The sequence below is a fragment of the Nocardia sp. CA-084685 genome, from assembly GCF_050955785.1.
Taxonomy (GTDB): Bacteria; Actinomycetota; Actinomycetes; order Mycobacteriales; family Mycobacteriaceae; genus Nocardia.
On the sequence record NZ_CP192094.1, the window covers coordinates 1,546,559 to 1,571,816 of the forward strand.

20 protein-coding genes are annotated in these 25,258 nt (G+C 64.3%); 10 read left to right on the plus strand and 10 right to left on the minus strand.

What is annotated here, in order from left to right:
* Window positions 1-241 precede the first annotated feature (241 nt).
* Complete coding sequence (locus ACQP2U_RS06610) at window positions 242-682, minus strand: nuclear transport factor 2 family protein (RefSeq protein WP_433713854.1); 441 nt, start codon at window positions 680-682, stop codon at window positions 242-244.
* A gap of 105 nt (window positions 683-787) precedes the next feature.
* Here ACQP2U_RS06610 and ACQP2U_RS06615 point away from each other — a divergent pair, with 105 nt between their 5' ends.
* The gene (locus tag ACQP2U_RS06615; RefSeq protein WP_433713855.1) at window positions 788-1,765 is read left to right on the plus strand and encodes a helix-turn-helix domain-containing protein; all 978 of its coding nucleotides are present in this window, start codon (window positions 788-790) and stop codon (window positions 1,763-1,765) included.
* Here the strand turns inward: ACQP2U_RS06615 and ACQP2U_RS06620 are convergent.
* From ACQP2U_RS06620 to ACQP2U_RS06635, 4 genes are all read right to left on the minus strand, one after another.
* The gene (locus ACQP2U_RS06620) at window positions 1,762-2,625 is read right to left on the minus strand and encodes an esterase/lipase family protein (protein ID WP_433713856.1); all 864 of its coding nucleotides are present in this window, start codon (window positions 2,623-2,625) and stop codon (window positions 1,762-1,764) included. The two genes, ACQP2U_RS06615 and ACQP2U_RS06620, sit on opposite strands and share 4 nt — an antisense overlap.
* A 53-nt stretch (window positions 2,626-2,678) precedes the next feature.
* Window positions 2,679-5,120, minus strand: coding sequence for a beta-glucosidase H (locus ACQP2U_RS06625; protein ID WP_433713857.1), 2,442 nt, complete (start codon window positions 5,118-5,120; stop codon window positions 2,679-2,681).
* Window positions 5,121-5,216: 96 nt separating this feature from the next.
* Window positions 5,217-5,807 (minus strand): TetR/AcrR family transcriptional regulator, encoded by a 591-nt coding sequence (locus tag ACQP2U_RS06630; RefSeq protein ID WP_433713858.1) that lies wholly within the window; start codon window positions 5,805-5,807, stop codon window positions 5,217-5,219.
* Between the two features lie 221 nt (window positions 5,808-6,028).
* A complete protein-coding gene (locus tag ACQP2U_RS06635) occupies window positions 6,029-6,931 on the minus strand; it encodes an SGNH/GDSL hydrolase family protein (protein WP_433713859.1) in 903 nt (300 codons plus the stop codon).
* Between the two features lie 620 nt (window positions 6,932-7,551).
* Here ACQP2U_RS06635 and ACQP2U_RS06640 point away from each other — a divergent pair.
* From ACQP2U_RS06640 to ACQP2U_RS06655, 4 genes are all read left to right on the plus strand, one after another.
* Window positions 7,552-8,892 carry a cytochrome P450 gene (locus ACQP2U_RS06640; protein WP_433713860.1) on the plus strand — a complete coding sequence of 447 codons (1,341 nt, stop codon included), beginning with the start codon at window positions 7,552-7,554 and terminating at the stop codon, window positions 8,890-8,892.
* A gap of 58 nt (window positions 8,893-8,950) precedes the next feature.
* The gene (locus tag ACQP2U_RS06645) at window positions 8,951-10,351 is read left to right on the plus strand and encodes a wax ester/triacylglycerol synthase family O-acyltransferase (RefSeq protein WP_433713861.1); all 1,401 of its coding nucleotides are present in this window, start codon (window positions 8,951-8,953) and stop codon (window positions 10,349-10,351) included.
* A 14-nt stretch (window positions 10,352-10,365) separates the two neighbouring features.
* Window positions 10,366-11,811, plus strand: a complete 1,446-nt coding sequence (locus ACQP2U_RS06650) for a flavin-containing monooxygenase (protein ID WP_433713862.1) — start codon at window positions 10,366-10,368, stop codon at window positions 11,809-11,811.
* Between the two features lie 426 nt (window positions 11,812-12,237).
* Window positions 12,238-14,268, plus strand: a complete 2,031-nt coding sequence (locus tag ACQP2U_RS06655) for a CocE/NonD family hydrolase (RefSeq protein ID WP_433713863.1) — start codon at window positions 12,238-12,240, stop codon at window positions 14,266-14,268.
* A 35-nt stretch (window positions 14,269-14,303) separates the two neighbouring features.
* Here the strand turns inward: ACQP2U_RS06655 and ACQP2U_RS06660 are convergent, their stop codons facing one another.
* From ACQP2U_RS06660 to ACQP2U_RS06670, 3 genes are all read right to left on the minus strand, one after another.
* A complete protein-coding gene (locus tag ACQP2U_RS06660) occupies window positions 14,304-14,939 on the minus strand; it encodes a TetR/AcrR family transcriptional regulator (protein ID WP_433713864.1) in 636 nt (211 codons plus the stop codon).
* Window positions 14,940-15,077: 138 nt separating this feature from the next.
* Window positions 15,078-16,292, minus strand: a complete 1,215-nt coding sequence (locus ACQP2U_RS06665; protein WP_433713865.1) for a L,D-transpeptidase — start codon at window positions 16,290-16,292, stop codon at window positions 15,078-15,080.
* Window positions 16,293-16,417: 125 nt separating this feature from the next.
* Window positions 16,418-17,962 (minus strand): LCP family protein, encoded by a 1,545-nt coding sequence (locus ACQP2U_RS06670; RefSeq protein WP_433713866.1) that lies wholly within the window; start codon window positions 17,960-17,962, stop codon window positions 16,418-16,420.
* A gap of 231 nt (window positions 17,963-18,193) precedes the next feature.
* Here ACQP2U_RS06670 and ACQP2U_RS06675 point away from each other — a divergent pair, with 231 nt between their 5' ends.
* Together ACQP2U_RS06675 and ACQP2U_RS06680 are read left to right on the plus strand one after the other, a co-directional pair.
* Window positions 18,194-18,847, plus strand: a complete 654-nt coding sequence (locus tag ACQP2U_RS06675) for an SDR family NAD(P)-dependent oxidoreductase (protein ID WP_433713867.1) — start codon at window positions 18,194-18,196, stop codon at window positions 18,845-18,847.
* A gap of 124 nt (window positions 18,848-18,971) precedes the next feature.
* Complete coding sequence (locus ACQP2U_RS06680) at window positions 18,972-20,102, plus strand: serine hydrolase domain-containing protein (protein WP_433713868.1); 1,131 nt, start codon at window positions 18,972-18,974, stop codon at window positions 20,100-20,102.
* Window positions 20,103-20,220: 118 nt separating this feature from the next.
* Here the strand turns inward: ACQP2U_RS06680 and ACQP2U_RS06685 are convergent, their stop codons facing one another.
* Complete coding sequence (locus ACQP2U_RS06685) at window positions 20,221-21,003, minus strand: hypothetical protein (RefSeq protein ID WP_433713869.1); 783 nt, start codon at window positions 21,001-21,003, stop codon at window positions 20,221-20,223.
* 178 nt (window positions 21,004-21,181) lie between these two features.
* The gene (locus ACQP2U_RS06690) at window positions 21,182-22,639 is read right to left on the minus strand and encodes an MFS transporter (RefSeq protein ID WP_433713870.1); all 1,458 of its coding nucleotides are present in this window, start codon (window positions 22,637-22,639) and stop codon (window positions 21,182-21,184) included.
* 53 nt (window positions 22,640-22,692) lie between these two features.
* On the opposite strand from ACQP2U_RS06690, the gene ACQP2U_RS06695 reads away from it, so the two are divergent.
* The 3 genes from ACQP2U_RS06695 (at window position 22,693) to ACQP2U_RS06705 (ending at window position 25,216) form a co-directional block, all read left to right on the plus strand.
* Window positions 22,693-23,394: a TetR/AcrR family transcriptional regulator C-terminal domain-containing protein gene (locus ACQP2U_RS06695; RefSeq protein ID WP_433713871.1), complete on the plus strand. Its 702-nt coding sequence runs from the start codon at window positions 22,693-22,695 to the stop codon at window positions 23,392-23,394.
* A gap of 81 nt (window positions 23,395-23,475) precedes the next feature.
* On the plus strand, window positions 23,476-24,570 hold the full coding sequence (locus ACQP2U_RS06700; protein ID WP_433713872.1) for an LLM class flavin-dependent oxidoreductase: 1,095 nt from the start codon (window positions 23,476-23,478) through the stop codon (window positions 24,568-24,570).
* 97 nt (window positions 24,571-24,667) lie between these two features.
* Window positions 24,668-25,216 (plus strand): YceI family protein, encoded by a 549-nt coding sequence (locus ACQP2U_RS06705; protein WP_433713873.1) that lies wholly within the window; start codon window positions 24,668-24,670, stop codon window positions 25,214-25,216.
* Window positions 25,217-25,258 lie beyond the last annotated feature (42 nt).

The following is a 25,258-nucleotide window of genomic DNA, read 5'->3' on the forward strand; positions in this document are numbered from 1 at the left end:
CGATCAATCCACTGCCGGGTCGTGCCCGGCGAATCATGTTCTCGGCCGGAGTCACGGCCATCGCACCGATCGCGACGACCGCGGTCACGGTCGCCGAGCCGCCGGAGGAACCGGCAGCGGGACAACCGGTTCCGCTGCCACCCGAAGGGATCCGGGTTCCTACCATCCGGCTGCGGAACTCGTAGCGAGCTGTACTGTGTATTTTCCACTGCGCTGCAACAGTTTCCGGTCAATTCATTCGTCAGCTGAGGCGACGCTCTCCGTCGGTGGCGCTGAACATTTCCTCCGCGCGGCGGGTGTCCATATACTCGCGCACGCGGCGGATCAGGCCGTCACGCAATTCGAAGACGAAGCAGTAGTCGTTGTCGTAGTGATTGCCATTCATCAATGTCGCGCGCATCCGCTCCTCGACGACAACCGTCGTGCCCTCGGCCACGATGGCGATGAACTCCACGCTTCGATCCGAAACGAAGACGGTCGGAAACTCGCTGGCCAGGAAGCGTACGATGCGGTCACGGCCGACGAGGTGATGGGTGCCGTCGATGGCGCGGGCGGTGGCGTTTCGTGGCGGCGCGAGCCATTCGGCGTCCGGAGTGAATACTGCGGCGATGCGATCGGGATCCTGCGTCGCGAATTCGCGCCAGGCCCGGATGATCACATCTTTGCTCGTCTGTGCGTCCATGCGGCCAATCCTGGGGTGGGGCACGGCCGCCGATCACGCCATATCCGGACAGGTCGCGTCCGGATATGGCTGGTAGGGGTTCGGTTCGACGCGCAGACTCGGGGTATGGGATCGTTCCAAGGCGTCGTCACGACCGGCATCTACTGTCTGCCGCCGTGTCCTGGACGTCCGCGGGCGGAAAATGTCATCACCTTCAGCTCGGCTGCGGGTGCCGAGGCGGCAGGATTTCGGGCTTGTCACCGCTGTCGGCCATATCGCGGTGACCGAAAGCCCGCGAGTGCATCCCAATTGGTATGTCGCGCTATCGATCTCATTGCGGGCGGGGCATTGGATGACGGCGATGAGGTGGAACTCGCCGCGCGGCTCGCGGTTTCGGAACGTCATCTGCGGCGGATGTTCCATCAGCAAGTCGGTGCGACGCCGGATCAGCTGGCGCGCTCGCGGCGTGCGCATTTCGCGCGACGACTGCTCGACGATACCGATCTGTCGGTCACCGATATCGCCTTTGCCGCTGGATTCGGCAGCCTGCGTCAGTTCAACCGGGTGATGGTCGCGATATTTCGCGCAACACCCAGCGAGCTGCGCAAACGTCGGCGACGTGCGGACCGCCTTGTCGCCGACGGTGGTCTCGCGCTGCGGGTGCCGGTGGCCGAGGGGACGAATATCGAGCGGCGATTGGCGCAGCTCGCGCAGACCGCGATCGCCGGTGTCGAAAGCGCCACACCGACTTGTTATCGGCGCACAATTGTCATGGACGGTGATCCGGGCGTCATCGAAATCTACTCGGCCACAACAGATGCCGTGCGACTCGTCGTGCACGTTCCGCATATCGAAGGACTGATCCACCTCGTGTCGAGGGTCCAGCGGCTGCTCGCGGGCCAGCCGTGGGATCCATTCGAGGACGACATACGTGGCATCGTGGGCAGCGATGTTCTCGACGATCTCGTCACCGCCTATGGCACGCCCATGGGCGGTCTGCGGCAGTTCGGCCTTTTCTACCTTTTCCCGACACCGGCGGCGCTCGCCACCGCCGATACGAGCGCTCTGGATGCCGTTGGTGCACAGGCGTCACTCGTGAACTAGCCGGTTGAGTCGTCCTGGCATGGAATCGGGCGCACTGTCGAACGATCGAGGGCATTGAGCACGAGTGCGGCAGTGGTGGGTGAGAAGGCGGTGCCGTTGTGTCCGGCTTTGCTTCCGGGGCAGAGGTTTTGGAGGACGTAGTTGTCGACACCGGGTTCGGCGAGTATGGCCTCGTTCTGACCGAAGGACGAGATCGGGTCGAAGCGGCTGCTGATGGTGGTGTAGGCGACGCCGGGGACGGTGATGGGGCCGGAGTTCAGTTCCTGCAGGAAGGCCGATCCGGCGAGTAGATCCTTCACCGCTGGCGGGACCGGAAGTTCGTCGCGGAGGTTACCAGTATCGAGTAGGGTCGCGCCGAGATCGCCCAGCGTGCCGTGTGTCGGCGAGGAGATGGTGGTGACCGAACGGACGCCACTGGCGATATCCGGGTCGGTTTTCACGATATATTGCGCCATGATGCCGCCCTCGGAATGACCGATCAGGTCGACCTTCGAGACGCCGAGCCGGGCGGTCAGCGCGGTCAGTTTCTGCTCGACCTCGACCGCCGAGTCGGCGAGCGGACCATTGCCGCCGCCCTGCATGGCATTGCTGCCGCCATAGGAGAAGGAATAGACGCACAGACCCGCATTCGCTAGCGTCGGTCCGAGATAGCCCCAGGCCCGGTACTCGTCGCCCGCGAAACCATGGAGTACGACAACGGGAACCGCGCCGGGCACGGTCGGCACGCAATCGTACCGGTTGACTCCGGGCGGCGTGGGCGCTTCGACCTTGCCCTCCTGTGCCCAGCGGGTTTCCTCGTCCTGCACCTGCTCCCAGGTAGCTGTCGGATAGGGCCCCGGCTCGGCAACGGCCACCGGCATCGTTGTGGCGCATAGAGTAAATCCGATGAGGGACAGGGTGATTCGGGGTGATCTCATGCGTTCGGGCCTTGAATGGAGGTGGTCAGCCGGATATCGGCAGCCGATCGACCGGTGAGCAGGTCGTAGCCGTTGGTGGGCAGTACCCAGGTTTCGGTTGCCGCATCCCAGGATTCGGCTGCTCGACGGGGAATCGGGATCGCCACCTCGGCCGTCTGGCCCGGCTCGGATTCGACGACCGCGAAGGCGGCCAGTCGGCGGTCCGGTTGGGATGAATGAGCGATATACGTCTGGATCGTTTCGCGGCCGGGACGATCGCCCGTATTGCGAACCGTCACGGTTAGCGTGCCGAGACCGGACACCGGGTCCGGAGCGAATGCAGCGCTCTCGTATTCCCAGGTGGTGTAACCGATTCCGTGCCCGAACCAGTACGCCGGCGCGGTCGAAAGTCGCTGCCACGCACGGTATCCGATGTAAATGTCCTCCTCGTAGGCAAGGGCGCCTTCGGTGGGCGTGACATTCAGTACCGGCGCATCGTCCTGATGCGCGGGCCATGTGGTAGGCAGCCGCCCGCTCGGCTCGGCCCGGCCCATGAGCACATCAGCGAGTGCGGCACCGCCTTCCTGCCCCGGAAACCAGGTGAGCAGGACCGCCGCGACATCCGCACACCACGGCATGTGCACGGGTGAGCCGGTATTCACCACGACCACGGTGTGCGGATTGGCGGCGGCGACCCGTGCGACGAGCTCATCCTGTCGGCCGGGCAGTGAAAGCGATGTGCGGTCGAAGCTTTCGCTCTCCACCTCCGAAGTAGTGGCGACGACTACCACCGCCACATCGGCCGAAGCCGCCGCGGTGACCGCTTCTTCGATGAGCGCATCGGGGTCGATATTCGGCTCCTGATGGCCGAGCGAGAACTTCTCGAAGGCGATGGGCATCTCGGGCAACCTGGTAACGGTATGCGTCAGGTGTACCGGAACCCGCTGTCCCGCAAAGAGTTCGACCTCGAAAAGTGTCTCCGGCGGGTGCAGGAAGGCGGCCAGGGGATCGCCCTCCGGGATGATTGTGTCGTCGAAACAGGTTGTATCGCCGACCGCCAGCCGGAACGGCCCGATGCCCGCGATGGCCAAGGTATGCGTTCCCGTCGCCCGCGGGGTGAAGGTGCCGGTGACAACAACCCGATGCAGTTCCCCGACCGCGATACCGTCCGGGAATTCACCGATCCATTCGATCGCGGCCTGCGGCAGCGCATGTTCGCCGAGCAGCTGGTCACCTGCGCCGTAGAGCTGGACCCGCAGATCGAAACCCTCCTCGGCGGCGGGAATTTCGACTCGGGGATCAGCACCGACGGCATAGACCAATTCGGTATCCGCATCGAGTACCGCCCGCAAGCCCTCCAGTGGCGAGACGGTATGCGGCGGGAACACCTGGGCGCTCCCGCCGCCGAGTGCCCTTGGCTGGTCAGCGGTCTGGCCGATCAGCGCGATTCGGCCGATCTTACCGAGCGGCAGGACGTTGTTCTCGTTGCGTAGCAGCACAATCGAGCGTTGCGCTATCTCGCGAGCCAGTGCGTCGCCGTTGATCGACGCAGGTACGGTCGCGACTTCTGGTGGTGCCCCGGCCAACGCGCCGACCCGAGCGGCGAGGCGAAGCACATGCCGTGCCATCTGCTCGACCGTCTCGGCCGGAACATCACCTGCGCGAACCGCTTCGGCGAGCGCGTGTCCGAAGACGCTCCGTGGTCCCGGCATCGCGATATCGAGTCCGCCGCGCGCGGCGCCGACAGTATTGCGGGCCGCCGTCCAGTCCGAAACAATGGCGCCGTCGAAACCCCAACGTGCCCGCAGGATTTCGTTCTGCAACGCATTGTGCTCGGTCATCGTGACTCCGTTGACGCTGTTGTAGGCCGCCATCAATGCCCACGGGGAAGCCTGCTCGATCACGGTTTCGAACGGCGCGAGATACAGCTCGTGCAATGCCCGCTGGGATACTTGCACGTCAACGGTGAATCGGTCGGTCTCGGAATCATTGGCCACGAAGTGCTTCGGCGTCGCGGCCACACCACCCTCTTGCACACCGGTCACATAGGCCGCACCGATTGCCCCGGTCAGCAGCGGATCCTCGGAGTAGCACTCGAAATGCCTGCCGCCCAATGGGCTTCGATGCAGATTGAGTGTCGGAGCCAGCAGTATGTGCACGCCCTTGCGTCGTGCCTCCTGCGCGAGCAGCTGCCCAGCTCGCCGGGCCAGGCTCGGATCCCAGCTGGCGGCTAGCGCGGTCGGGCTCGGCAGGGCGATCGAGGGATCCTCCGGACTCCAGTGCACACCGCGCACACCGATCGGACCATCGGACATCACGATGGACGCCAACCCGATCTCCGGAATCGCGGGCAGAGACCACATGTCCTGTCCGGCGAGCAGTCGGCAACGGGCATCCAGATCCAGTGTGGCCAATGCCTTTTCGACCACTGCCTCGCGGTCGGCTCGGTGATTCGCCATGTCGGTCGACTCCCTTGTTCGTCTGAAGCGCGGGCATCTACCTCGAAGTATGATCGGTATACCTAGTAACCGGTAGGTAATGTTATCGATACGTTATCATTGCGGATCGGGACGGATCAGTTGGAGGAACTCGCGCAGCAGTGCGGGCATATCGACATCATCCGGCGACAGCAACCATTGCTGCTGCAACCCGTCCAGCACCGCGATCAGCAACACCGCGGCATCTCTATGTGAGACGCCACGCGGTGGATCGCCGCCCAAGTCGCGTGCCAAGAAGGCGGTCAGCATCTCTCGAAGTTGCGCGTATCGATCGACGAAGTAGTCGCGCGCTGGATGATCCTGGGTGACGCTCTCGGCCGCGAGTACCGTGAACGACTGCACGATTCCGGGCCGCTCGGCATTGCGTTCCACAAGCTCCACGAGAAGGTCCAGGGTGGTCGCCCGGCCCTGTGCGGTGGCGAGCAGGACATCGAGATCGTTCTGATCGCGCAGTGCGAGCACATTCGCCAGCAGCGTCTGCTTATTCGGGAAGTAGTGCAGCACGCCCTGCTGGCTGAGCCCGACCCGTTCCGCGACAATCGCAATGGTCGCGCCCTGGTAGCCGCGCTCCGCGAAAACCTCGAGGGCCGCCTCCAGGATCGCTCGACGACGATCCTGGTGACCGGCCCCGCCCTGGGCCCGTCTCATGCGGTGCACTCTTCTGCTGCGTCCATTGTTCGCAGACTAGCGAATCCCCGCGGGTGTGGTCTGGGAGGAACTGGGCGTCGGGCCTGCTCGGCTGACCGATCGGCTCGATCGTCAGCCGATTTCGACACCCCCACAGTGATGGGCCGCCGGGATGCGGATTGACACTGGGCATGCAGCCCCCCGCTGAGCGCGGAACTGTACCGCGTCCAGCCGCCGCGATCTCACCGCAGCGCGGCGACAACCTGCCGTGCGATGTTCTGCTCACCAGAGGTGTTGGGGTGCAGCGGAGCGAAGGACGGCGTCGACAGCGACGGGATCAGTCCATTGATCCACTGCTGGTCGGGCCCGGCGCACATATCGTGTCCGATGCTGGAGGCGGCGGTGTCGACGAAAGTCGCGCCATGTGCGGCGGAGACATCGCGCAACAGCGTATTGAGGTCGACCAGCACACCCCGCAGGTAGTCGGCGTCGCGCGGCCATGCGGGCTGTTGTGCCGGACAGGCGCCTGGCCGCGACGCGGTCGGGTAGCCGACGATCACGACCGTGGCTACGGGTGCGCGCGAGTGGATTTCATCGATCGCATTCCCGTAGTCGGGTGCCAACTCCCTGATTCGTTCCGCGAAAGTGTCGACACCGTTCGCTGTGAAGGTGTCCGCGCATGACGTGCCGTAGGGCTCGGGCAGGACATTGCCGCACAGCAGAGCCTGCTTCGCCAGGCCGATATCGTTGCCGCCCATGGTCATTGTCACCAAGGTCGTGTCCGGTGTCAGCGCATCGAACTGCGGCGCGGCGGTTCCGGCGACGATGCCGCGCTGCGGACTCGTGAGGTCGTCCAATGTGGCTCCGCCGCAGGTGACGTCCGTGAAGGATGCGACGCCGAGTTCCTTCGCGACCAGCGCGGGGTAGTTGACCGCGGACCGTGAACATGTGGCGAGCTCGGCTTGCGGAAATATGCCCGCGCCCGCCGCGAAGGAATCGCCGAGAGCCACATAATGGGTGCCCTCGGTCGGTTCAGCGCTGGCTTGCCCGGTAATAGCGGCGCTCGCCGCGACGGTCATCGCGACTGTGGCCACCGCGGGTCTGACCTTTGCGAACAGGTGGTTCAAGGTGCCGAAAACTCGCATTGTGTCTCCTCGCGAACCCATGACCGGACGAATTCTGATCTGAACTCCCAGGAGTAACTCGCGCGGGCGGGGTTGAACCCGGACATTAGACCGATCCGGGCTGAGTCTAGTCGCATTCCCTCGATCCCGAATAACTTTCGGTTTTCCGGTTGACTTTTTCTGCTCGCGCGGCCTGGTTCGCATATCGGGACCTCGGCGGCGTTGGGGGATAGGGCATTTCGCCGCACCATCAGCGACTAAGAATTGTTTCAGATTCATGTCTTCGGGTAGGGTACTGTTGCGTTCCTCACTATTCTGCCTCTACCTGCGAAAAGGAGGCGGCGACACATCGTCAGGGTTGACATCGCCAGCTCGCGCTGGCTACGGTCGCCATTGTTCGCGCTGAGTCATCGCCCGCCTCGGCATTCTTGGCAGCAGCCTGTCCGTGTGGTCTGGCCAAATGTTTCGACTGCGGGGAGGCTGTCGTTATTCTTCGACTCCGGTCACCTTCACAAAGAAACTCGGCGGACCTTTCTTTGTGCTCCGAGACAAGATTCTCGCGCCTTTTTCTCGACCGCCACGACTCCACCAGTTCCTTTCGACGTTAGGCGCCAGTTGTGTCCGTCTCGATCTCAGCCGGCATGACCGTGGATGATCTCCCGGGTCCGAGCCGGTGGCCGTTACTGGGGAATCTCCCGCAGATGCGCCCTTCGTTGCTGCACCGTCAGTTCGACCAGTGGTGCGATGAGTACGGCCCGCTCTACCAGTTGAAGATGCCGGGGCGCCACATCGTCGTCGTGAGCGATCCCGACCTGAACCGCGAGATCTTCCGGGACCGGCCCGGCGGGTTCCGGCGACAGTCGGCGATCGAGTCGGTCATGGACGAGATGGGTTCCAACGGACTGTTCTCCCTGGAGGGTGAGGCATGGCGGCTGCGTCGCAAGCTGGCCATGCCCGCCTTCAACGCCTCGCACCTGCGCAGCTTCCATCCCGCCCTGGAGACGATCACCGGACGGCTGCAAAGGCGCTGGGAACGGCAGTCGCCCACGGATATTCGCGCCGACCTCACCCGCTACACCGTGGATGTCACCGCCAAACTGACCTTCGACTACGACATCAACACCATCGAGCAGTCCGGCGACATCATCCAGCGGCACCTGGAGCTGATCTTCCCGCTCATCAACCGGCGGATCAATAGTCCACTCCCGTACTGGCGCTACCTCAAACTTCCGGACGACCGGGCGCTGGAGCGCGCGCTGGCCGCACTGCGATCCGACCTCAATGGCGTCATCGGCCGTGCCCGCGCGAATCTGCCGGTGGTGCCGACCAATTTCATCGAGGCCTTCCTGTTGGCGCAGGACGGGAGCACCTCCTTCACCGATGACCAACTGTTCGCCGAGGCGCTCACCATTCTCATCGCCGGTCAAGACACCACCAGCAATGCCATGGCCTGGCTGCTCTACCACCTCGCGAGCCATCCGGCTGTGCAGGAACGGATTCGCGAGGAGGTCGCCGAGATCCCCTCGGCACTGGACCGACAGCCGTATCTGGAAGCCGTTGTCGCCGAATCGATGCGGCTGCGGCCGACGACGCCGATCGTCGGACTCGAGGCCGCCGTCGACACCACGATCGATGGTGTGCACATTCCGGCAGGCACCTGGGTGATCGTCAATGTGCAGCATGCGAGCCTGCAGGAGAAGAACTTCGAGGACGCGCTGCGCTTCGACCCGGATCGCTGGCTGCGCAGCGCACACGGTACCCATCGGCCCGAGGTCTCCACGCCGTTCGGGGCCGGTCCGCGGTTCTGTCCGGGCCGCGGGTTGGCGATGTTGGAGATCAAGAATGTGACCGGCATGGTCTGCCGCAACTTCGAGGTGCGTCTGCCCGCCGGTGCGCAGGCGCCGAAGGATCGCTTCCACTTCGCCGTCATCCCGATCGATCTCGATCTCGATCTGATCCGACGGCCCACCGCCGCGTCCTGACGACCCCCATTCGCCGAGCACACTCGGGTCGCTCGACCGCCCGAGGGTAAGGATGTAGATGTCATTGCATCGACTGACCGCGACCGACGGTGTCTGGCTGTCGCTCGAATCACCCGATATGCCGATGCATATCGCCTTCCTGCTGGAATTCACCGCGCCCGAGGGCGGCGCGGCCCAGTTCCTGCGGCAGTGGCGGGCCGGGTTGGACGCACCGGCGAGCTTGCCGCAACCGTGGAACTTCCGCCCGCTGAAATTCCCGCCGCCGGGTGTCGCGGCGCTGGTGCGTGAGGTCGACGATATCGACCTGAGCGAACACATCCGGGAGTGGACGCTGCCGGAGCCGGGTAGCCAGGATCAGTTGACCGAACTCGTGTCATCGATTCATCAGAAGCAGCTCGATATGAGCCGTCCGCCATGGGAATTGCACGTGATCGAGGGGCTGGGGCCGGACCGTTTCGCACTCCTGCTCAAGGTGCACCACAGCCTGCTCGACGGCGCATCGGCCATGCGGTTGTTCACCGATACGTTCACCGAAGATGCCGCCGCCCGCGATGTGCCGGACCTGTTCACGGTGCGCCCGGCGGCCGAATCGGCGGAACCCGATCAGGCGAACCCCTTCCGCGCCCTGCTGACCGCATTGACGGGTGTGCTGGCCCTGTTGCGCGGTGTCGGATCCGCCGCGCGCGATGCCTTCCGACGGGCACGCGGCGATAAGACGATGGCGCAGAAGGCATATCAGCAGCCGGAAACCATTCTCAACGGCACCATCACCGGCGCGCGCGATCTGTCCAGGCGTCGCTACGATCTCGCGCTGTTCAAGCGATTGGCGAAGGCGGGCGACTGCACGATCAACGACATCGTGCTGTACCTGGTGAGCACTGCGCTGCGCGACTACCTGACGAAATATGCCACGTTGCCCGCGGGGGCGTTGACCGCGGGCGTACCAACCGATCTGCGCGAGGAGGACGACGGCCGCGCCGGCACCCGCGCGGGCATGATGTTCACCTCGCTCGCCACCGACATATCCGATCCGCGTGACCGGTTGTCCGCGGTCAAGTACTACATCCGCGCCGCGAAGCAGCATATGGGCGAGATGGCTCCGAACGAGGTCATCGGCTACGGACTCGCGGTGACCCTCCCCTGGATCCTCGGGCTCAGCTTCGGCTTCACCAACACCGCATCCTCCCACCCCATGGGCATCTCCAATGTGCCAGGGCCGCGAAACCCGCTGTACTGGAACGGCGCTCGGCTCGAAACGATCTATCCGGTCTCGCTGCTCATGCACGGCAATTCGCTGAACTTCACCTGCATCGGCTACTCGGGTGGTCTGCATTTCGGCGTCCTCGGTGTGCAGGACAAGCTGCCGCCGATGTCGTACCTCACCGCGGCCATGGATGCCGCGCTCGATGAGCTCGCCGAACTGCTCCTGCCGGACCGTACACAGCTAGCCGCCGGATGATGTCGAATTTCGATGTGGCGATTATCGGCTCGGGCTTCAGTGGGCTCGGTGTCGCGGTGAATCTGCGTCGCCTCGGCAACGACAACTTCGTCATCCTGGAACGTGCCGACGCCATCGGCGGCACCTGGCGCGATAATGTCTATCCCGGCTGCGCGGTCGATGTGCCCTCGGTGCTGTACTCGTATTCCTTTGCGCCGAACGCCGATTGGACACGCGTGTACGCGACTCAGCCGGAATTACGCGCCTACACCGAGCAGGTAGTCGACACCTTTGACCTGCGGCGGCATGTGCAGCTGAACAGTGAGGTGGCCGAGGCGGATTTCGATGACGAGACCGAACAGTGGGTGCTGCGGCTGAGTGACGGCAGGCTGGTCCGGGCCCGCGCTGTCGTCATGGGCTATTTCTCGCTGCACGCCGAGGCGATTCCGGATGTTCCCGGTCGCACCGATTTCTCTGGGCCGCAGATGCATTCGAGCAGATGGGACCCGTCATTCGAACCGGCGGGCAAGCGGATCGCGGTGGTCGGGGCCGGGGCGAGCGCGGTGCAGATCGTGCCCGCGCTGGCGAAGTCGGCGGATGAACTCATCTCGTTCCAGCGCACTCCGGCCTGGGTGATTCCGCGCCTGGACCGCCCGATTCCGCCCACGGTGCGCAAGATACTGCGCACCGTGCCACCGATTCGGCTGGCGGCACGTGGATTCGTCTTCCTGTTCCTGGAGCTCATGCACCTCGCCGAATTCCATCCACGGCTGGTATCGGTCTACGAGTGGGTCGTCCGCAAGGTGCTGGCCAAGCAGGTTCCTGATCCCGAGTTGCGGCGCAAACTGACGCCCGACTACGCGTTCGGCTGCAAGCGACCGATGGTCTCCGACGAGTACTACCGTTCGTTCACCCGCCCGAATGTGCGACTGAGCACCGAGAAGATCACTGAGATCACCGCGACCGGCATCCGGACCGCCGACGGTCGGTTGCACGAGGTCGATGCGATCGTCTGGGCCACCGGATTCCACGTCCAGGATTCCATCGCGCACTTCCCGGAATTCCGCATCTCGACGACCTCGACGCGAAAGAAGTTCCAGCGCGACGGTTTCCGCGCCTACCGGGGCATCGCATTCGCGGGGCTGCCGAATCTGTTCGCGGTCACCGGGCCGAATACGGCGCTGCCGCATACCTCGCAGTTCCTCGCGATCGAACCCACGACGAAGCTGGTCGCCAGGACTATCGAGCATATGCGGGCCAGGGGAATTCGCCGCTACAGCCCGTCCCAGCGGGCCGAGCGCGAATGGGTCACGCGCGCAAGGAAATTACTCGGCACCCGGGTGTGGTCGACCGGCGGATGCACCAGTTACTTCATCGATGAGGACGGCACCAACACCCTGACCTGGCCGGGCGGAACCTTCAGCGTCCGACTCGACCGCCGTCGCATCCGTCCACAGGACTGGGATACCGGACAGCCCTGACACAACACCTCGCGACCCCGACGGTTGCAGCACAGCCGCAATGTCGCCGTCGGTCTCGGCGCACCGACCAGAGCTCTCAGATCGGCGACCGCATCCGCAACGGTGGGCCGGAACACGACAACCACCGCCACCGCGAATCAGCGCGGGAACACGAACGAGTGGCCGAGCGGAGAGTCGGCACCGAGGGGAGTGGCACTGAAACGAAGAACCCCTGACCAAGGAGCTGGGCAGCGGCGCTCCGGTCCGCTTGCCGCGCAATCGGATCAGGGAGAATGCCTGGCAACTTAACTGCGGTCCACGGTACAAGGTGTGCTGTACAGAGCGCTGTAACGAGCCATGGTTGCGTACCAACGGTGATGCACGTTACTGTACCCACTCGATGATGGGAACGGGGTAGTTCCTCATTGCCGGGAGGGTTTGGCAAGCATGATCCGACGTCGACGTCCGATTAAGGCAGTGGCTGCTGCGATAGCCACCTTCACCGTGTTTGCCGGAGCCGTTGTCGCGGCCGCGCCGACCCAGGCCACCCTGGGCCTCGATGCGCAATTCACCGCGACTCACGAAGGGCCGCAACAGTATCCGAACGTCTACATCGACTGGGACGTCCCGATCACCATGAGTGACGGCACGGTGCTGAAGGCGAATGTCTATCACCCGGCCGATGCCTCCGGCCGCCCGATCGTCGAGCCGACGCCGACCATCGTGAACCTCACGCCATACACCAAGCTGATGGCGAATATCGCCGACTCCGTACTGGCCATCCCCGGTCTGGCGGAACCGCTGATGCAGGCATTGCACAGTGTCGATCTCTCGGCTTACGGACTGAGCGGAATCAGCGATTTGGCACAGGCATTGGCGGGCGGTACCGCGCGCACCTTCGCCGTGGATCGCAAACTGGTACAGAGCGGCTATACCCAGGTCGTCGTCGACGTGCGCGGCACCGGCTTCTCCGAGGGCATCTGGCAGGTATTCGGCGACCGTGAGCAGCAGGACGGCGTCGAAGTGGTCGACTGGGCAGCGGCGCAGCCCTGGTCCAATGGCAAGATCGGCATGAGCGGAATCTCCTACTCGGCGATCAACCAGCTGCAGACCGCCGAACGCAGACCCGCTGCGCTGCAGGCGATCTTCCCGATCGTGCCGGGCAGCGATCTGATCCGCGACGTGGCCGCACCCGGTGGCGCACTCGGCATCGGGTTCATTCCGGAGTGGCTGCTCGCCGTCGACGGCACGAAGCTGATTCCCGATGTGGTGTCCATGCTCGCGGGCAAGTTCGACTGGACCTGGCTGGCGGACCGCGTCCGTGACCCGTTCACCTTCTTCAATATGATCATCATGGCGCTGGGCACCCAGAGCATGGATCAGATTCCGCCCGAAATGCATTCGGTACTCGATGAGCAAAGTCCACTGCGCACGGCCTGGATCGGACATCCCGATCGCATCGATGTGCCGACCTTCGTCTACGGCGGCTGGCAGGACATCTTCGCCTACTCCTCGCCGCGGGTCTACAACGCGATCAATGTGCCCCCCAGCCAGAAGAAGCTGGTGATGGATAACAACTATCACGTCACCACCGGTTCGGGCATGGGTGACGCCGACGGACCGGCGGCGCTGGACGTATTGCAGCGCGCGTGGTTCGACAAGTGGCTCAAGGGCATCGATAACGGCATCGATGACTACGACCCGGTCACCCTGTGGCAGCAGGGCGGCGGCTGGACCCACACCTCGGCCTTCCCGCGGCCCGATATGGATTACCGCCGTATGTATTTGAACGCGGCCGCCTCGGGCACCGCGCCGGGCAGCGCCTACGACGGCAGCCTCACCGCGGAGCCGGGCGGGCCCGCCCGGGTGACGATCGCGCCCGGCCTTACCACGCTGTGCTCCCGTGACGGTGCCCAGGGCACGGCGGGCATCCTGCCGCTTCCGGATATCTGCACAAAGGATTCGCGGATCGCCGAGACCAATGGTTCGAGTTTCACCAGCGCGCCGGTCGCCGTGCCGACGCAGATCTCCGGCCCGATCGCGATCCACCTCGATACCGTCCTGGACGCCACCGACGGCTACTGGACCGTTACCCTGAATGACGTTGCGCCGGACGGACGTTCGACCCAATGGACACACGGCCAGCGCACCGCCTCCCTGCGCGCAGTCGACGAGAGCAGGGCGACCCGCTCGGCCAACGGCGACTACACCGACCCCTACCCCTATCTGACCTTGGACACCCGCGAACCGATCGTGCCCGGTCAGCCGACGGTCATCGATATCGGCATGTTCGCCACCGACGGTGTGCTACAACCGGGACACCGGTTGCGCGTCGACATCTACGCCGGAAACTTCCCGAGCAGTCTTCCCTTGCGCCCCTTGCTGAATGAGAGCGGGTTGCGCCCCCAGCACATTGAACTCGACCCGAACCAGCCCAGCTGGGTGAACATTCCGGTCGACGGCGACCCCGGCTGGTAGCCCGGCGACGGTGTCGACCGTAGTCGAATGGTCGGTCACGGGGCGGGCGCGGGCCGCCTTTCGCCTACCTTCGGCGAGGCGGTGGTCGGGCTGGGGCCGGAACCGAGTAGGAGGAGGGCGGCGCGGGTGAGGGTGGGAGCCAACGCCGGTAGATCCTGCGGGCCGGATTCGATGAGCGTGGCGCGGACGCGATCGTCGATACCTCCGAGCAGGACGTCGAGCAGTCCTGGATCGGGTTCGGCGCGAAGCTCGCCTGCGCGCACGCCGATTCGAGCCGCCGCGATCATTCGGTAGCCGAACATCCGATGCGTGCGAGCCCGGCGGGCGATGAGTCCCGGTCCGGCGGCGAGGGTTTCGATATGCAGCGCCCGCGCGGCGGCGGGCTCGGCCGCGAGGAACTCCAGGTAGGTCTCGAGCGTGGTGCGCACCAACTCATCGAAGGTAGCGGCGCCGGATTCGGTGACCACCCGGTCGAGCTCGTGGGTGATCGTATCGACCGCGAAATCGAAAGCGGCGGTGAAGCATTCCTCTTTGCTCTCGAACAGCCCGTAGAACGTCCGACGGGCCACCCGGGCCCGACCGACGATATCGGTGATCGTGGTCGGGCCGTAGCCGAGTTCGGCGACCGCCTCCAAAGCGGCGAGATATAGCCGCTCGCGCTGTGACGTCACGACTTCGTCCCGGGTCAAGCGATGCGGCCCTCGGGGTAATCGGTCCGGAGAAGCGCTGGTCAAGACGGTCATAATGCCGACGATTCTGCCACACCGGATACTTTCGTCCGGAAATTCTGGTGCCGCCCGCACAAGAGGTCAGTGCAGAGCGCTGCCCTGGAGCCACTCGTCCCACGGCATGCCCCAGTCGCCGTTCTGCCAGACTTCGAGCGGTGCGCCGCCGGTATTGCGGACCTCGACCACATCGCCCGGAATCGAAAAATTGTAGAACCACTGGGCGTTCGCGGCGCTCAGGTTCAGACAGCCGTGCGAGAGGTTCTGGCTGCCCTGCGCCCAGACTGTGGAATCGAGCTGGTGCAGATAGATGCCGTCGGTGCTGATCCGGGTGGCCCAGCCGATGGCCTCCTTGTAGCCGAGCCGGGAATTGACCGGCAGGCCATAGGTGGAGGAGTCCATGATCACCGGATTGCCCTTGTCCATCACGGTGTAGATGCCCGGCTGGGTCCAGAAGGTCAGCGTCTTACCCCCGATGACTTCGCTGCCGCCCCTTCCCATCGAGGTGGGCATGGTGCGGATCAGATTGCCGTTCTCGAAAACCTGCACTTGCTTGGTGTTGTCATCGGCAATCGACACATGCGACGGGCCGATGGTGAAGGTGGTCTTGGTGTCCTCCTGGCCGTAGAGACCGCCGCCGAGGTCCGCGCCGTAGATGTTGGCCGTGGCGGTCACCTTGGTGCCCGGTGCGAAGTACTGCTGCGGGCGCCAATGCGCGTTGCGCTTGTCGAGCCAGTACCAGGAGCCCTCGACCGGCGGGTTGGTCGTCACCGAGAGCCGCTTCTCCGCTACGGCCTTATCCGGGACATCCTCATCGAAATGCGCGACCACGACGGTGCCGACACCGAAGGTGCCGCCATCGGTCAGCGGTGTACCGCCGGTGGTGGTCATGTACACCTTGGTCTGGTTGTTCGGCGCCAGCGTGCTGAAGGTCGAGATGGTCGGCCCGATACGGCCGGTGATGGTGAGGCTTTCGGCGCTGATCGTGTAGGTATGCCCGTAACCCAGCGGATCGACGGGCTTCCACGCGGTCTTGTCCGGCGTGTAGATGCCATCGATCGAACGGCCCGCCTCATTGGTCAGCTTCACCGACGTCAGCATGCCGTCGTTCGCGGTGACCACGACCGGCGCGAGCGGATCGACATTGGTGCCACCGCCCGGAGTGATGACGATCGGCGGCGGCGGTGGTCCGGCCTGGGTGGTCGGCGTTTCCGATTTCGACGAACATCCAGCGACGAGCATCGTCATCACCAACGCAAAACCCGCAGCTACTCTCCACCGGAAGCGGCGACTCGACATGACTCTCCTGTGTTTCGCCGTGCGTTCCCTGCGGCGCATCTACGACATACTGGCCCGTGCCGTAGTTTACCGGCCATTTCGGGCGCTTTTCGCCGCCGCGGGTGTGACCTGCGCGGACTTCGGCGTCAGTTAACGCACGGCACACCGCTGCCGATCGTCGTCGCGACCGGCTTGCCCGCATCGGGTGTGGGCGCGGCGGAGGTGGTGGTCGGGGTCGCGCTGGTGGTCGGCACGAGTTCGGCGGGCATGGTGAAATCGGTGCCGACGACCACGGTGATGTGGCCGGGTTCGACATTCGGCGATGCGGTGGGGGTGAGCCCGAGGAGGTCGCCCAGTTGCGCGGCATCGGTCTCGGCGCCGGTGCCGTAGGTGATGGTGGATATCGTGCCGTCCGCGCGGGTGCCGTTGGCCACGGTGCCCGCCGGATAGCCGCGCTTGGTGAGTGCGGTGGACAGTTGGGCGGCCCGGCCGGGGTATCCGCTCGCATTGTGGGCATCGACGATGCTGGTCGGGGTACGTGTCGACGTGGTCGGCGTGGTTTCGATGCCGAAGGCGGCGCGCACTTCCTTCTTGATGGCCGCCGGATCGACGATATTGACGTCCTGGCCGTCGATATTGTCGTAGCGCAGCACCGGCAATGTCCGGAATTCGACCGAGATCGAGCCCGCCGAGCCGAGATCGCGGGCGAAGTCGAGCAGGTTCCAGCCGTCGGAGAGCACGATATCGCGGTGCGCCACATCCATCAGGCCGGAGAGCTTACTGAAGTTGGTCAGCGTGCCGGTGTCCTTCAGCGATGTGGCGACCGAGGTCAGGAAAGCCTGCTGGCGGTGGGTGCGGTCGAGGTCGCCGTTCTCCAACCCGTGGCGTTGGCGCACGAAGGACAGCGCATTAGCGGCGTCGAGGTGCTGCGGGCCCGCTGGGAAAACGGCGCCGGAGTAGTAGCTGTCGTCGACCGCGTGATTGAGGCAGACATCGACGCCGCCGAGCTTATCGGCCAGGTCGTAGAAGCCGACCAGCGAGATTTCGGCGAACCGGTCGATCGGGACACCGACCAGATTGCGCACCGTTTGCACGATGGATGCCCGCCCCGCCTCGCGGCCCGCGCGTTCCAGGGCCACCTTGTCCTTCATGCCCGCGTTTTCCAGTTTGGTCTCGGTGGCGGCCTTCTTCAGCCCGTAGGCCTCCTTGATTTTGGCGTGGTCGTAGCCCGGAATGCCGGAAACCGCGACATAGTCGTCGCGCGGAATGGAGAAGGCGACGATTTTGTGCATATCCGCGGGAATGTGCAGCAGGATAAGCGAATTCGCGTTGTAGCCGCCATTGTCGCCGTCGCCGGCGTGTAACTGATCCAGGATCGCCTTCGGCAAGTCGTTGCCGTCGAGGTCCTTGCGGGTATCCAAGCCGATCAGCAGGATATTCAGATCGCCGCCGAGTGAGCGCGGCGCATCCTTGCCGATCGCATCGGTGTGGGTGAAGCCGTTATCGAATTCGGTCTTGGCCGACCACGCGAATCCGGTGCCGGACAGCACGGCGAGCGCGGCGATCGATGTCAGGACGCGCATCCCGATCTTGGCCGCTTTGCGGCCGCGGTGGGGTTTCGGTTCGCCCCGACGGTGTCTGGGGCGAGGAGATTCGGTGATTTTGGGAATCTCGACGGTGTCGTCATCCATGGCGGCGACCTGGGTCCCGGATCATTCTCGCCGCCTCAGCTTTCGTTTCGGGTTATTCGGCACAGCGCACAGCCGGGGAATACCCGCTACCGACTAGTTGCCCTCGCTAGTGACTGGTTGCAGGTCACTGGAAAGAGTCAGTTCAACCTTTCCAGTCTTACCGACGCCGATCGGGGCGGGCAACAATCCGACAGTGTGATCTGCACGGTTTCACGATCTAGTCTCGTATACATGGCTGCTCCAGTGTTGCTCATCCTCGGTGCCGGTCCCGGCCTCGGATTGACCGTCGGCCGGCTTTTCGCGCGCGACGGATATGTGGTGGTGCTGGCCTGTCGGACCGTCGCGGAGGCCGAGCCGCTGGCGAAGGAACTGCTGGACGAGGGTTTCGATGCCGAAGGTGTTGGTGTCGATCTGGCCGATCCCGATGATGTCACTCGTACTGTGACCGAGGTGGGCCAGCGGCACGGGCGGATCGACGTGCTGCACTTCAACCCGAGCATCTTCCGGCAGGCGGATCCGCTGCGATTGACCGTCGCGGAACTGATCGAGGACTTCACGATCGGCGCCGCGGCGCTGCTGCCCGCGGTGCAGGCCGCGCGGCCGTTCTTTGCCAATGGTGCGCGCGTGCTGGTCACGGGCAGCGCGGCGGCGGATAAGCCGTGGAATGAAGCCGCTTCCCTCGGCGTGCAGAAGGCGGCGGTACGCAATCTCGTCACCAGTCTGGACACCACCATGGCCCCCGACGGTTTCCGTGCCGTTGCCGTGCAGATCAACGGTGTGCTCGGTGCGGGAGCGTTTACTCGGGAGCGGGTTGCCGCGGCGTTGCACGCCGCCGCCGTCCGTTCCCTCGACGACTGGACGCCGCATGTGTCCTACAGCGGCTGATCCGACCGGATGTTCAACCAACGACGCGCCAGCGCCGGATTTTTCTTCGAACCGGATGGGATCCGCGCCGGTATCACCATCCACACCGAAGGAACGGCCGCGGGCCTTGGCGAGGGGAGGATGAATGCGGCGGTTCAAGGTAACGACGGCTCTGGTCACCGCACTGATGATCTCGGTGCTGCCGCATCTGGCGGCGTCCTCGGCCCAACCGGCACCGGTGCGCCTCAACGTGCTGCAAGCCGGGCTGGATGGCCTTGTCCGTTCGACTTTCGTTCCGGGTGCACAGCTGGTCGTCACCGCCGACAGCGACGCGACCCAGTTCAATAGCGGTGTCGGCGATCTCGCGACGCGCGCGGCATTTCCCGATGACGCACAGGTCCGGATCGCCAGCAATACCAAGACATTTGTGGCAACCGTGGTGCTGCAGTTGGTGGGGGAGGGGCGAATCCAGCTCGACGCACCGATCGAGCATTATCTACCCGGTGTGGTGCGCGGCCCCGGCGGCGACGGGAATCTGATCACTGTCCGAAATCTGTTACAGCACACCAGCGGTATTCCGGACTATCTCGTTCGATTGGACTGGGGCTCGGTCGAGGCATTGCAGCGGTACCAAAGCGCGGATCAGCTGATCCGACTCGGTGTGGATATGCCCGCGCTGTTCCCGCCAGGTTCGGCTTTCAGCTACTCCAATACCAATTACCTGCTGGCCGGAAAACTGATCGAGCAGGTCACGGGACGTCCGGTAGGCGCCGAGGTGACCTCCCGGATCCTCGAGCCGCTGCAACTGCGCGCTACCTATTGGCCCGCATTCCCGCACGAGAATGTGATTCGCGGTCCACATCCGCGCGCGTATCAGATCTTCAACGGCGTCCAGGTCGACATCACCGATATCGACCCGGGCTGGGGCTTGGCCGATGGCGCGCTGGTCTCCACCGATGCCGACCTGAACCGATTCTTCACCGCCCTACTTACCGGAAACCTGCTTCGTCCAACCGAACTCGCCCAAATGCAGCACACCATCCACGGCGGCGACCCAGCCCTGCCCGACGATGTCGGTCTCGGCATTTTCCATCGCACCAATGGTTGCGGCGTCGATATCTGGAGTCACGGTGGCGCCATGGACGGGTTCTTCGTCTTCGGTGGCTACACCCCCGGCCGCTCGGTAACCGTCAGCCTCAACCAAGTCCCACCGCTGTTCGGCCTCGGCTACAAGCCCGCCTTGGACGGCCTGGTAGACGCCGCCTTCTGCGGGTGAGATGGCCGATAGCGAACCCGCGCATTCTGAGCCGCACCCTGCAGTCCACCGAATCGTTGCGCGCGGCAGCGCGGTCGCTGGCCTTTCGCTCGGCCAGCGACCGCGTATAGCCGATGGCCTATTTCGGTGCGGCTGGAATTGGTTGAGTCGTCGTCTTATCCGCGAACCGGCTGGTGCCGTCCGGAGACATCATCGTGTTGACGTAATCCACGCCGGAGGCGATCAGGACCGGTCCACCCACGACGACCGTGCCGATGATCCCGCCGAGGGCCGCACCGGTGGTCAAGCCGAGGATGCAGCCGGCGGCAATGGTGGCGATACATCCGACGACCGCGCCGATTGCGGTGCCGACGAAGCCGCCGATCGCCGTGGCCAGGCCGAACTGCGTGGCGAATTCGTCACGGGCGCGGTTGTTTTCGTTCATTGATGCGACCGGCTTGACGGCCAGTGGCTGCGAGATGTCGAGTCCGTCTGGCTTCTGCGGCGCCAGTTCCAGCACCGTGCCGTCCTTCTCGAGCGCCGGCTTGACCGGGATATCGATCTCGCCGGCCCGGAACCGCAGCGGCAGCGTGAGGACGACGTGCCCGTCGGTATCGGCTAGATCGACGACATCGACCACATCGGCGATCTCGGCGGCCTTGCCGTCTTTATCGACCAGCGTGCCGTCCTTGTCGACCAGCCGCCCGTCGCCCCCGGCCGCGAGCTCGCTTTCCGCCGCCTTGGAGAGAGTGAAGGTGCCATTACGCACGCTGGCCACCACGGTCTTGTCGACTAGTTTGACCGAGTAAGTGATGTCCTGCCGCGCGGGCGCGGCGACCGGCTCGGCATGCGAGACTCCGGCGCCCAAGGTCACGGCACCGATGACAAGGATCGCCGCCGCAGTGCTATCGCAAAGCTTCATTCGGATTCCGTTCAGTCATCAGATCATTCGCTTTTCCTACCGACCGTGCAGGCTCGACTCTCCTGCTCGAGATGCTCCCCGCGCAAATGTACTCATATGTGCGGCAAGGAGGTCGAGGGGAGCCTAGCCGAGCCTGCGGTGCGAGACGGGCTGATTCGGAACGAAAAATCGATGTCAGCTATGACACGGTTACTTCCTCCGGTATGTCGATCTGCGGCGCGGGGCGTCTCCGCAGCAGCGCCAGTCCGAGTAGGGCGGCGGCGATGCTGAAGCCCGCACTGATCCAGGCGCCGGTCGACATCGCATCGGTGAACGCGTCCTTGGCCGGTTCGGCGTAGCCGAGTTGGAATGCGGCGCCGATGGATTCACGTGCGGCGACGGGTGCGTCGTCGGGCATGTGCGAGGTGAACACACCGGCCAGTACGCTGCCGAGGACTGCGATGCTGATGGCCATGCCGACCTGCTGCAATGTGTCGTTCATGGCCGAGCCGACGCCGGCATGTTCCAGCGGAATCGCGCTCATGATCGCGGCATACGCGGCCGGACCCGCCAGACCGCCGCCGATCCCCATGACCAGCATGCTGGCCAGTACCGCGAAATATCCGGAACCGACGGCCAGGATCGCGAACGCCCCGCCCATGACCAGGAGACCGGCGACGATGAGCGTCTTATTGGTCAACTTCTTGCCCAGCGTCGCGCCGAGGCCGTTGCACACCGCCGCGGCCACCGCATACGGCAGCAGGGCAAGTCCCGCCTTCATCGGTCCGTAGCCGAGTACGAACTGCAGATACTGGGTGAGCATCAGCATGATCGCGCCCATACCGAACACCATCAGCAGCAGTGTGCAGCAGGTGCCGGTGAAATCGCGATTGCGGAATACCGCCAGCGGCAGCATCGGATGTGCCGACCGGCTCTCCCAGACCACGAAGGCCAGCCCCGTGATCACGGCGAGGCCGATCATCGGAATATTCCACTCGCGCTCGATGATCACGTAGACCGTCGAGGTGAGCGCGACGATGGAAAGCAGCACGCCGATCAGGTCGACCGGCCGCTGCTCACCGGTGGATTCCGGCATCAGGACCAGCGCGGCGACAATCGCGAGCACCGCTACCGGGATATTGAGCAGGAACACCGAACCCCACCAATAGTGCTGCAGCAGAAAGCCGCCCAGCGTCGGCCCGAGGACGATGCCGACCATGGAGACGGTGGACCAGGCGGCCATCGCTTTGCGCCGCTCGTCTTCGGCGAAGGTGGTCATCAGAATGGACAGGGTCGATGGCATCAGCAGTGAACCGCCGACGCCCATGAGCGCGCGGGCGCCGACCACCTCCCACGGCTCGGTGGCCATGACGGCGGCAAGGGATGCCGCGCCGAATAGTGCCAGGCCGAGCACCAGCATGCGCCGCCGCCCGAACCGGTCGGACAGGCTGCCCGCGGTGAGCAACAGTCCAGCGAAGACGAGGACGTAGGCGTCGAGGATCCACTGGACATCCGACGGCGTCGCGTCGAGCTCCCGGATCAGGGACGGAATAGCGATATTGAGCACGGTGCCGTCGATCATCAGCACCAGCAGCGACAGACAGAGGACCCCCAGAATCCACCAGCGGCGAGGGACTCGTACAACGTTCGATTCCACTCGAACACCGTACGATAGAATCGCACAATGTGCGAGAGAATTATGCTGATCATGTGACAAAGCAGCAGTTCTCCTCGGTGTGGACCCGTGAGCCGCGCCAGCCGAAGGCGGCTGGACTGCGCCGCGACCAGATCGTCGCCGCCGCAATCGAGGTATTGGACGCCGACGGGCTCGGCGCGCTGAGCATGCGAAAACTCGGCGCGAAGCTCGATGCGGGTGCGACGAGCCTCTACTGGCATGTCGCGAATAAGGATGAACTGCTCGAACTCGTCCTCGACGAGATCTGGGGTCTGGTGCACATTCCGGATCCGGACCAGGCTTCCTGGCGTGAGGTCGTCACGACCTACGCCTACAACTTCCGGCTCACGATGCTCGACCACACCTGGGTGACCACCTTGATCGGCTCCCTGCCGAGCGTGGGCCCGAAGGCCTTCGAACTCAGTGATCGGCTGCGTCGCACCTTCATCGATGCCGGATTCACCGGCGTCGATATCTACCTCGCGAGTGGCACCGTGACGAGCTATGTCCTCGGGCAGGTCATTCCGGAGATCACCGCGGCGAAGGCATTCGGCGACAAGGGTTTCGACAAGGAGATGGTGCTCGATGTCATTGATGAGCTCGCCTCCGACTATCCAGAGATGCTCGACGACTACCGGAAGATGCAACCCGCCGATTATCAGACCGCCCGCGCGATGGCCTTCGATTTCGGTCTGCTCTGTGTGATGGACGGCCTGGAGTCGCGGTTGCGCAAGTGATCCTCGGGAATAGATGACGACACCGCCCTGTTGGTTGCCATATCCACCAAATAGGTGTCAGACTTTCCGAGAGGAGGCGACGTGCAGTTCGGAATTTTCACCGTGGGCGATGTGACGGTCGACCCGACGACAGGTCGGGCCCCGACCGAGCACGAGCGCATCAAGGCGATGGTCGCGATCGCACGCAAGGCCGAAGAAGTCGGCCTGGACGTATTCGCCACCGGCGAGCACCACAACCCGCCGTTCGTGCCGTCGTCGCCGACCACCATGCTCGCCTATATAGCCGCGCAGACCGAGCGGTTGCAGCTGTCCACCGCGACGACCCTCATCACCACCAACGATCCGGTGAAGATCGCCGAGGACTTCGCCATGCTGCAGCATCTGGCCGACGGACGTGTGGATCTGATGCTCGGCCGCGGTAACACCGGCCCGGTCTACCCGTGGTTCGGCAAGGACATTCGCGAAGGCATCCCGCTGGCCATCGAGAACTATCAGCTGCTGCACCGGCTGTGGCGCGAGGATGTGGTCGACTGGGAGGGCCGATTCCGCACTCCATTGCAGTCGTTCACCGCAACGCCGCGACCGCTGGACGGCGTGGCGCCGTTCGTCTGGCACGGGTCGATTCGCAGTCCGGAAATCGCCGAGCAGGCCGCCTATTACGGCGACGGCTTTTTCGCGAACAATATTTTCTGGCCGAAGGAGCACTTCCAGCGCCTGATCGAGCTGTATCGGCGACGCTACGAGCATTATGGCCACGGCTCCGCCGACCAAGCCATTGTCGGCCTGGGCGGACAGGCGTTCATGCGTAAGAACTCTCAGGACGCGGTGCGCGAATTCCGGCCCTACTTCGATAACGCGCCGGTCTATGGCCACGGCCCGTCGCTCGAGGACTTCACCGAGCAGACACCGCTGACCGTCGGCAGTCCGCAGCAGGTCATCGAAAAGACCATGACGTTCCGCGAAAGCTTCGGCGACTATCAGCGACAGCTGTTCCTGATGGACCACGCGGGTCTACCGTTGAAAACGGTGCTGGAGCAACTCGATCTGCTCGGTGCGGAAGTGGTTCCGGTGCTGCGCAAGGAGTTCGACGCACTGCGCCCTGCCCATGTCCCGGATGCACCGACTCATGCGTCATTGGTCGCGGCCCGGGACGAGGCCGTGGCGGTCGCGCGCTGATCTGATCACCGGCGCAACGGCGCGCCGGTCCGGTAATACCAGAACTGAATAGCTGTATCCAAGTAATTGAAATCTCAACTACACGAGGAGACCGACAATGTCGACTACCACCGCAAAGGCCCTGACCGCAGGCACCTGGGTCATCGATCCCACCCACTCCGCCCTCGGATTCACCGTACGTCACCTGATGGTCAGCAAGGTCCGCGGTCGGTTCGCCGACTTCTCCGGCAAGCTGGTCATCAATGAGGACGGCACCGCCTCGGCCGAGGCCGAGATCCAGGTCGAGTCGGTGACCACTGATAACGAGCAGCGTGACGCGCACCTGCGCACCGCCGACTTCTTCCACGCCGCCGATTTCCCGGTGGCCACCTTCAAGTCGACCGGATTCCGCGTCAACGGCGAGGATTTCGTCGTCGACGGTGAATTCACCATCCGCGGCACCACCCGTCCGGTCTCCCTCGATGTCGAATTCCTCGGCGTCAACCCGGGTATGGGCCAAGGCCCGGTCGCCGGTTTCGAGGCGAAGACCGTCATCAACCGTCGCGACTTCGGCATCACGATTGATATGCCGCTGCCCGACGGTGGCGCGGTGATCGGCGACAAGATCACCCTCACCCTGGAGATCGAAGTCGGTCTCCAGTCCTGATCGGCTCGCGCCGCCGCCCGGGGTTATCGACCGGGCGGCTGT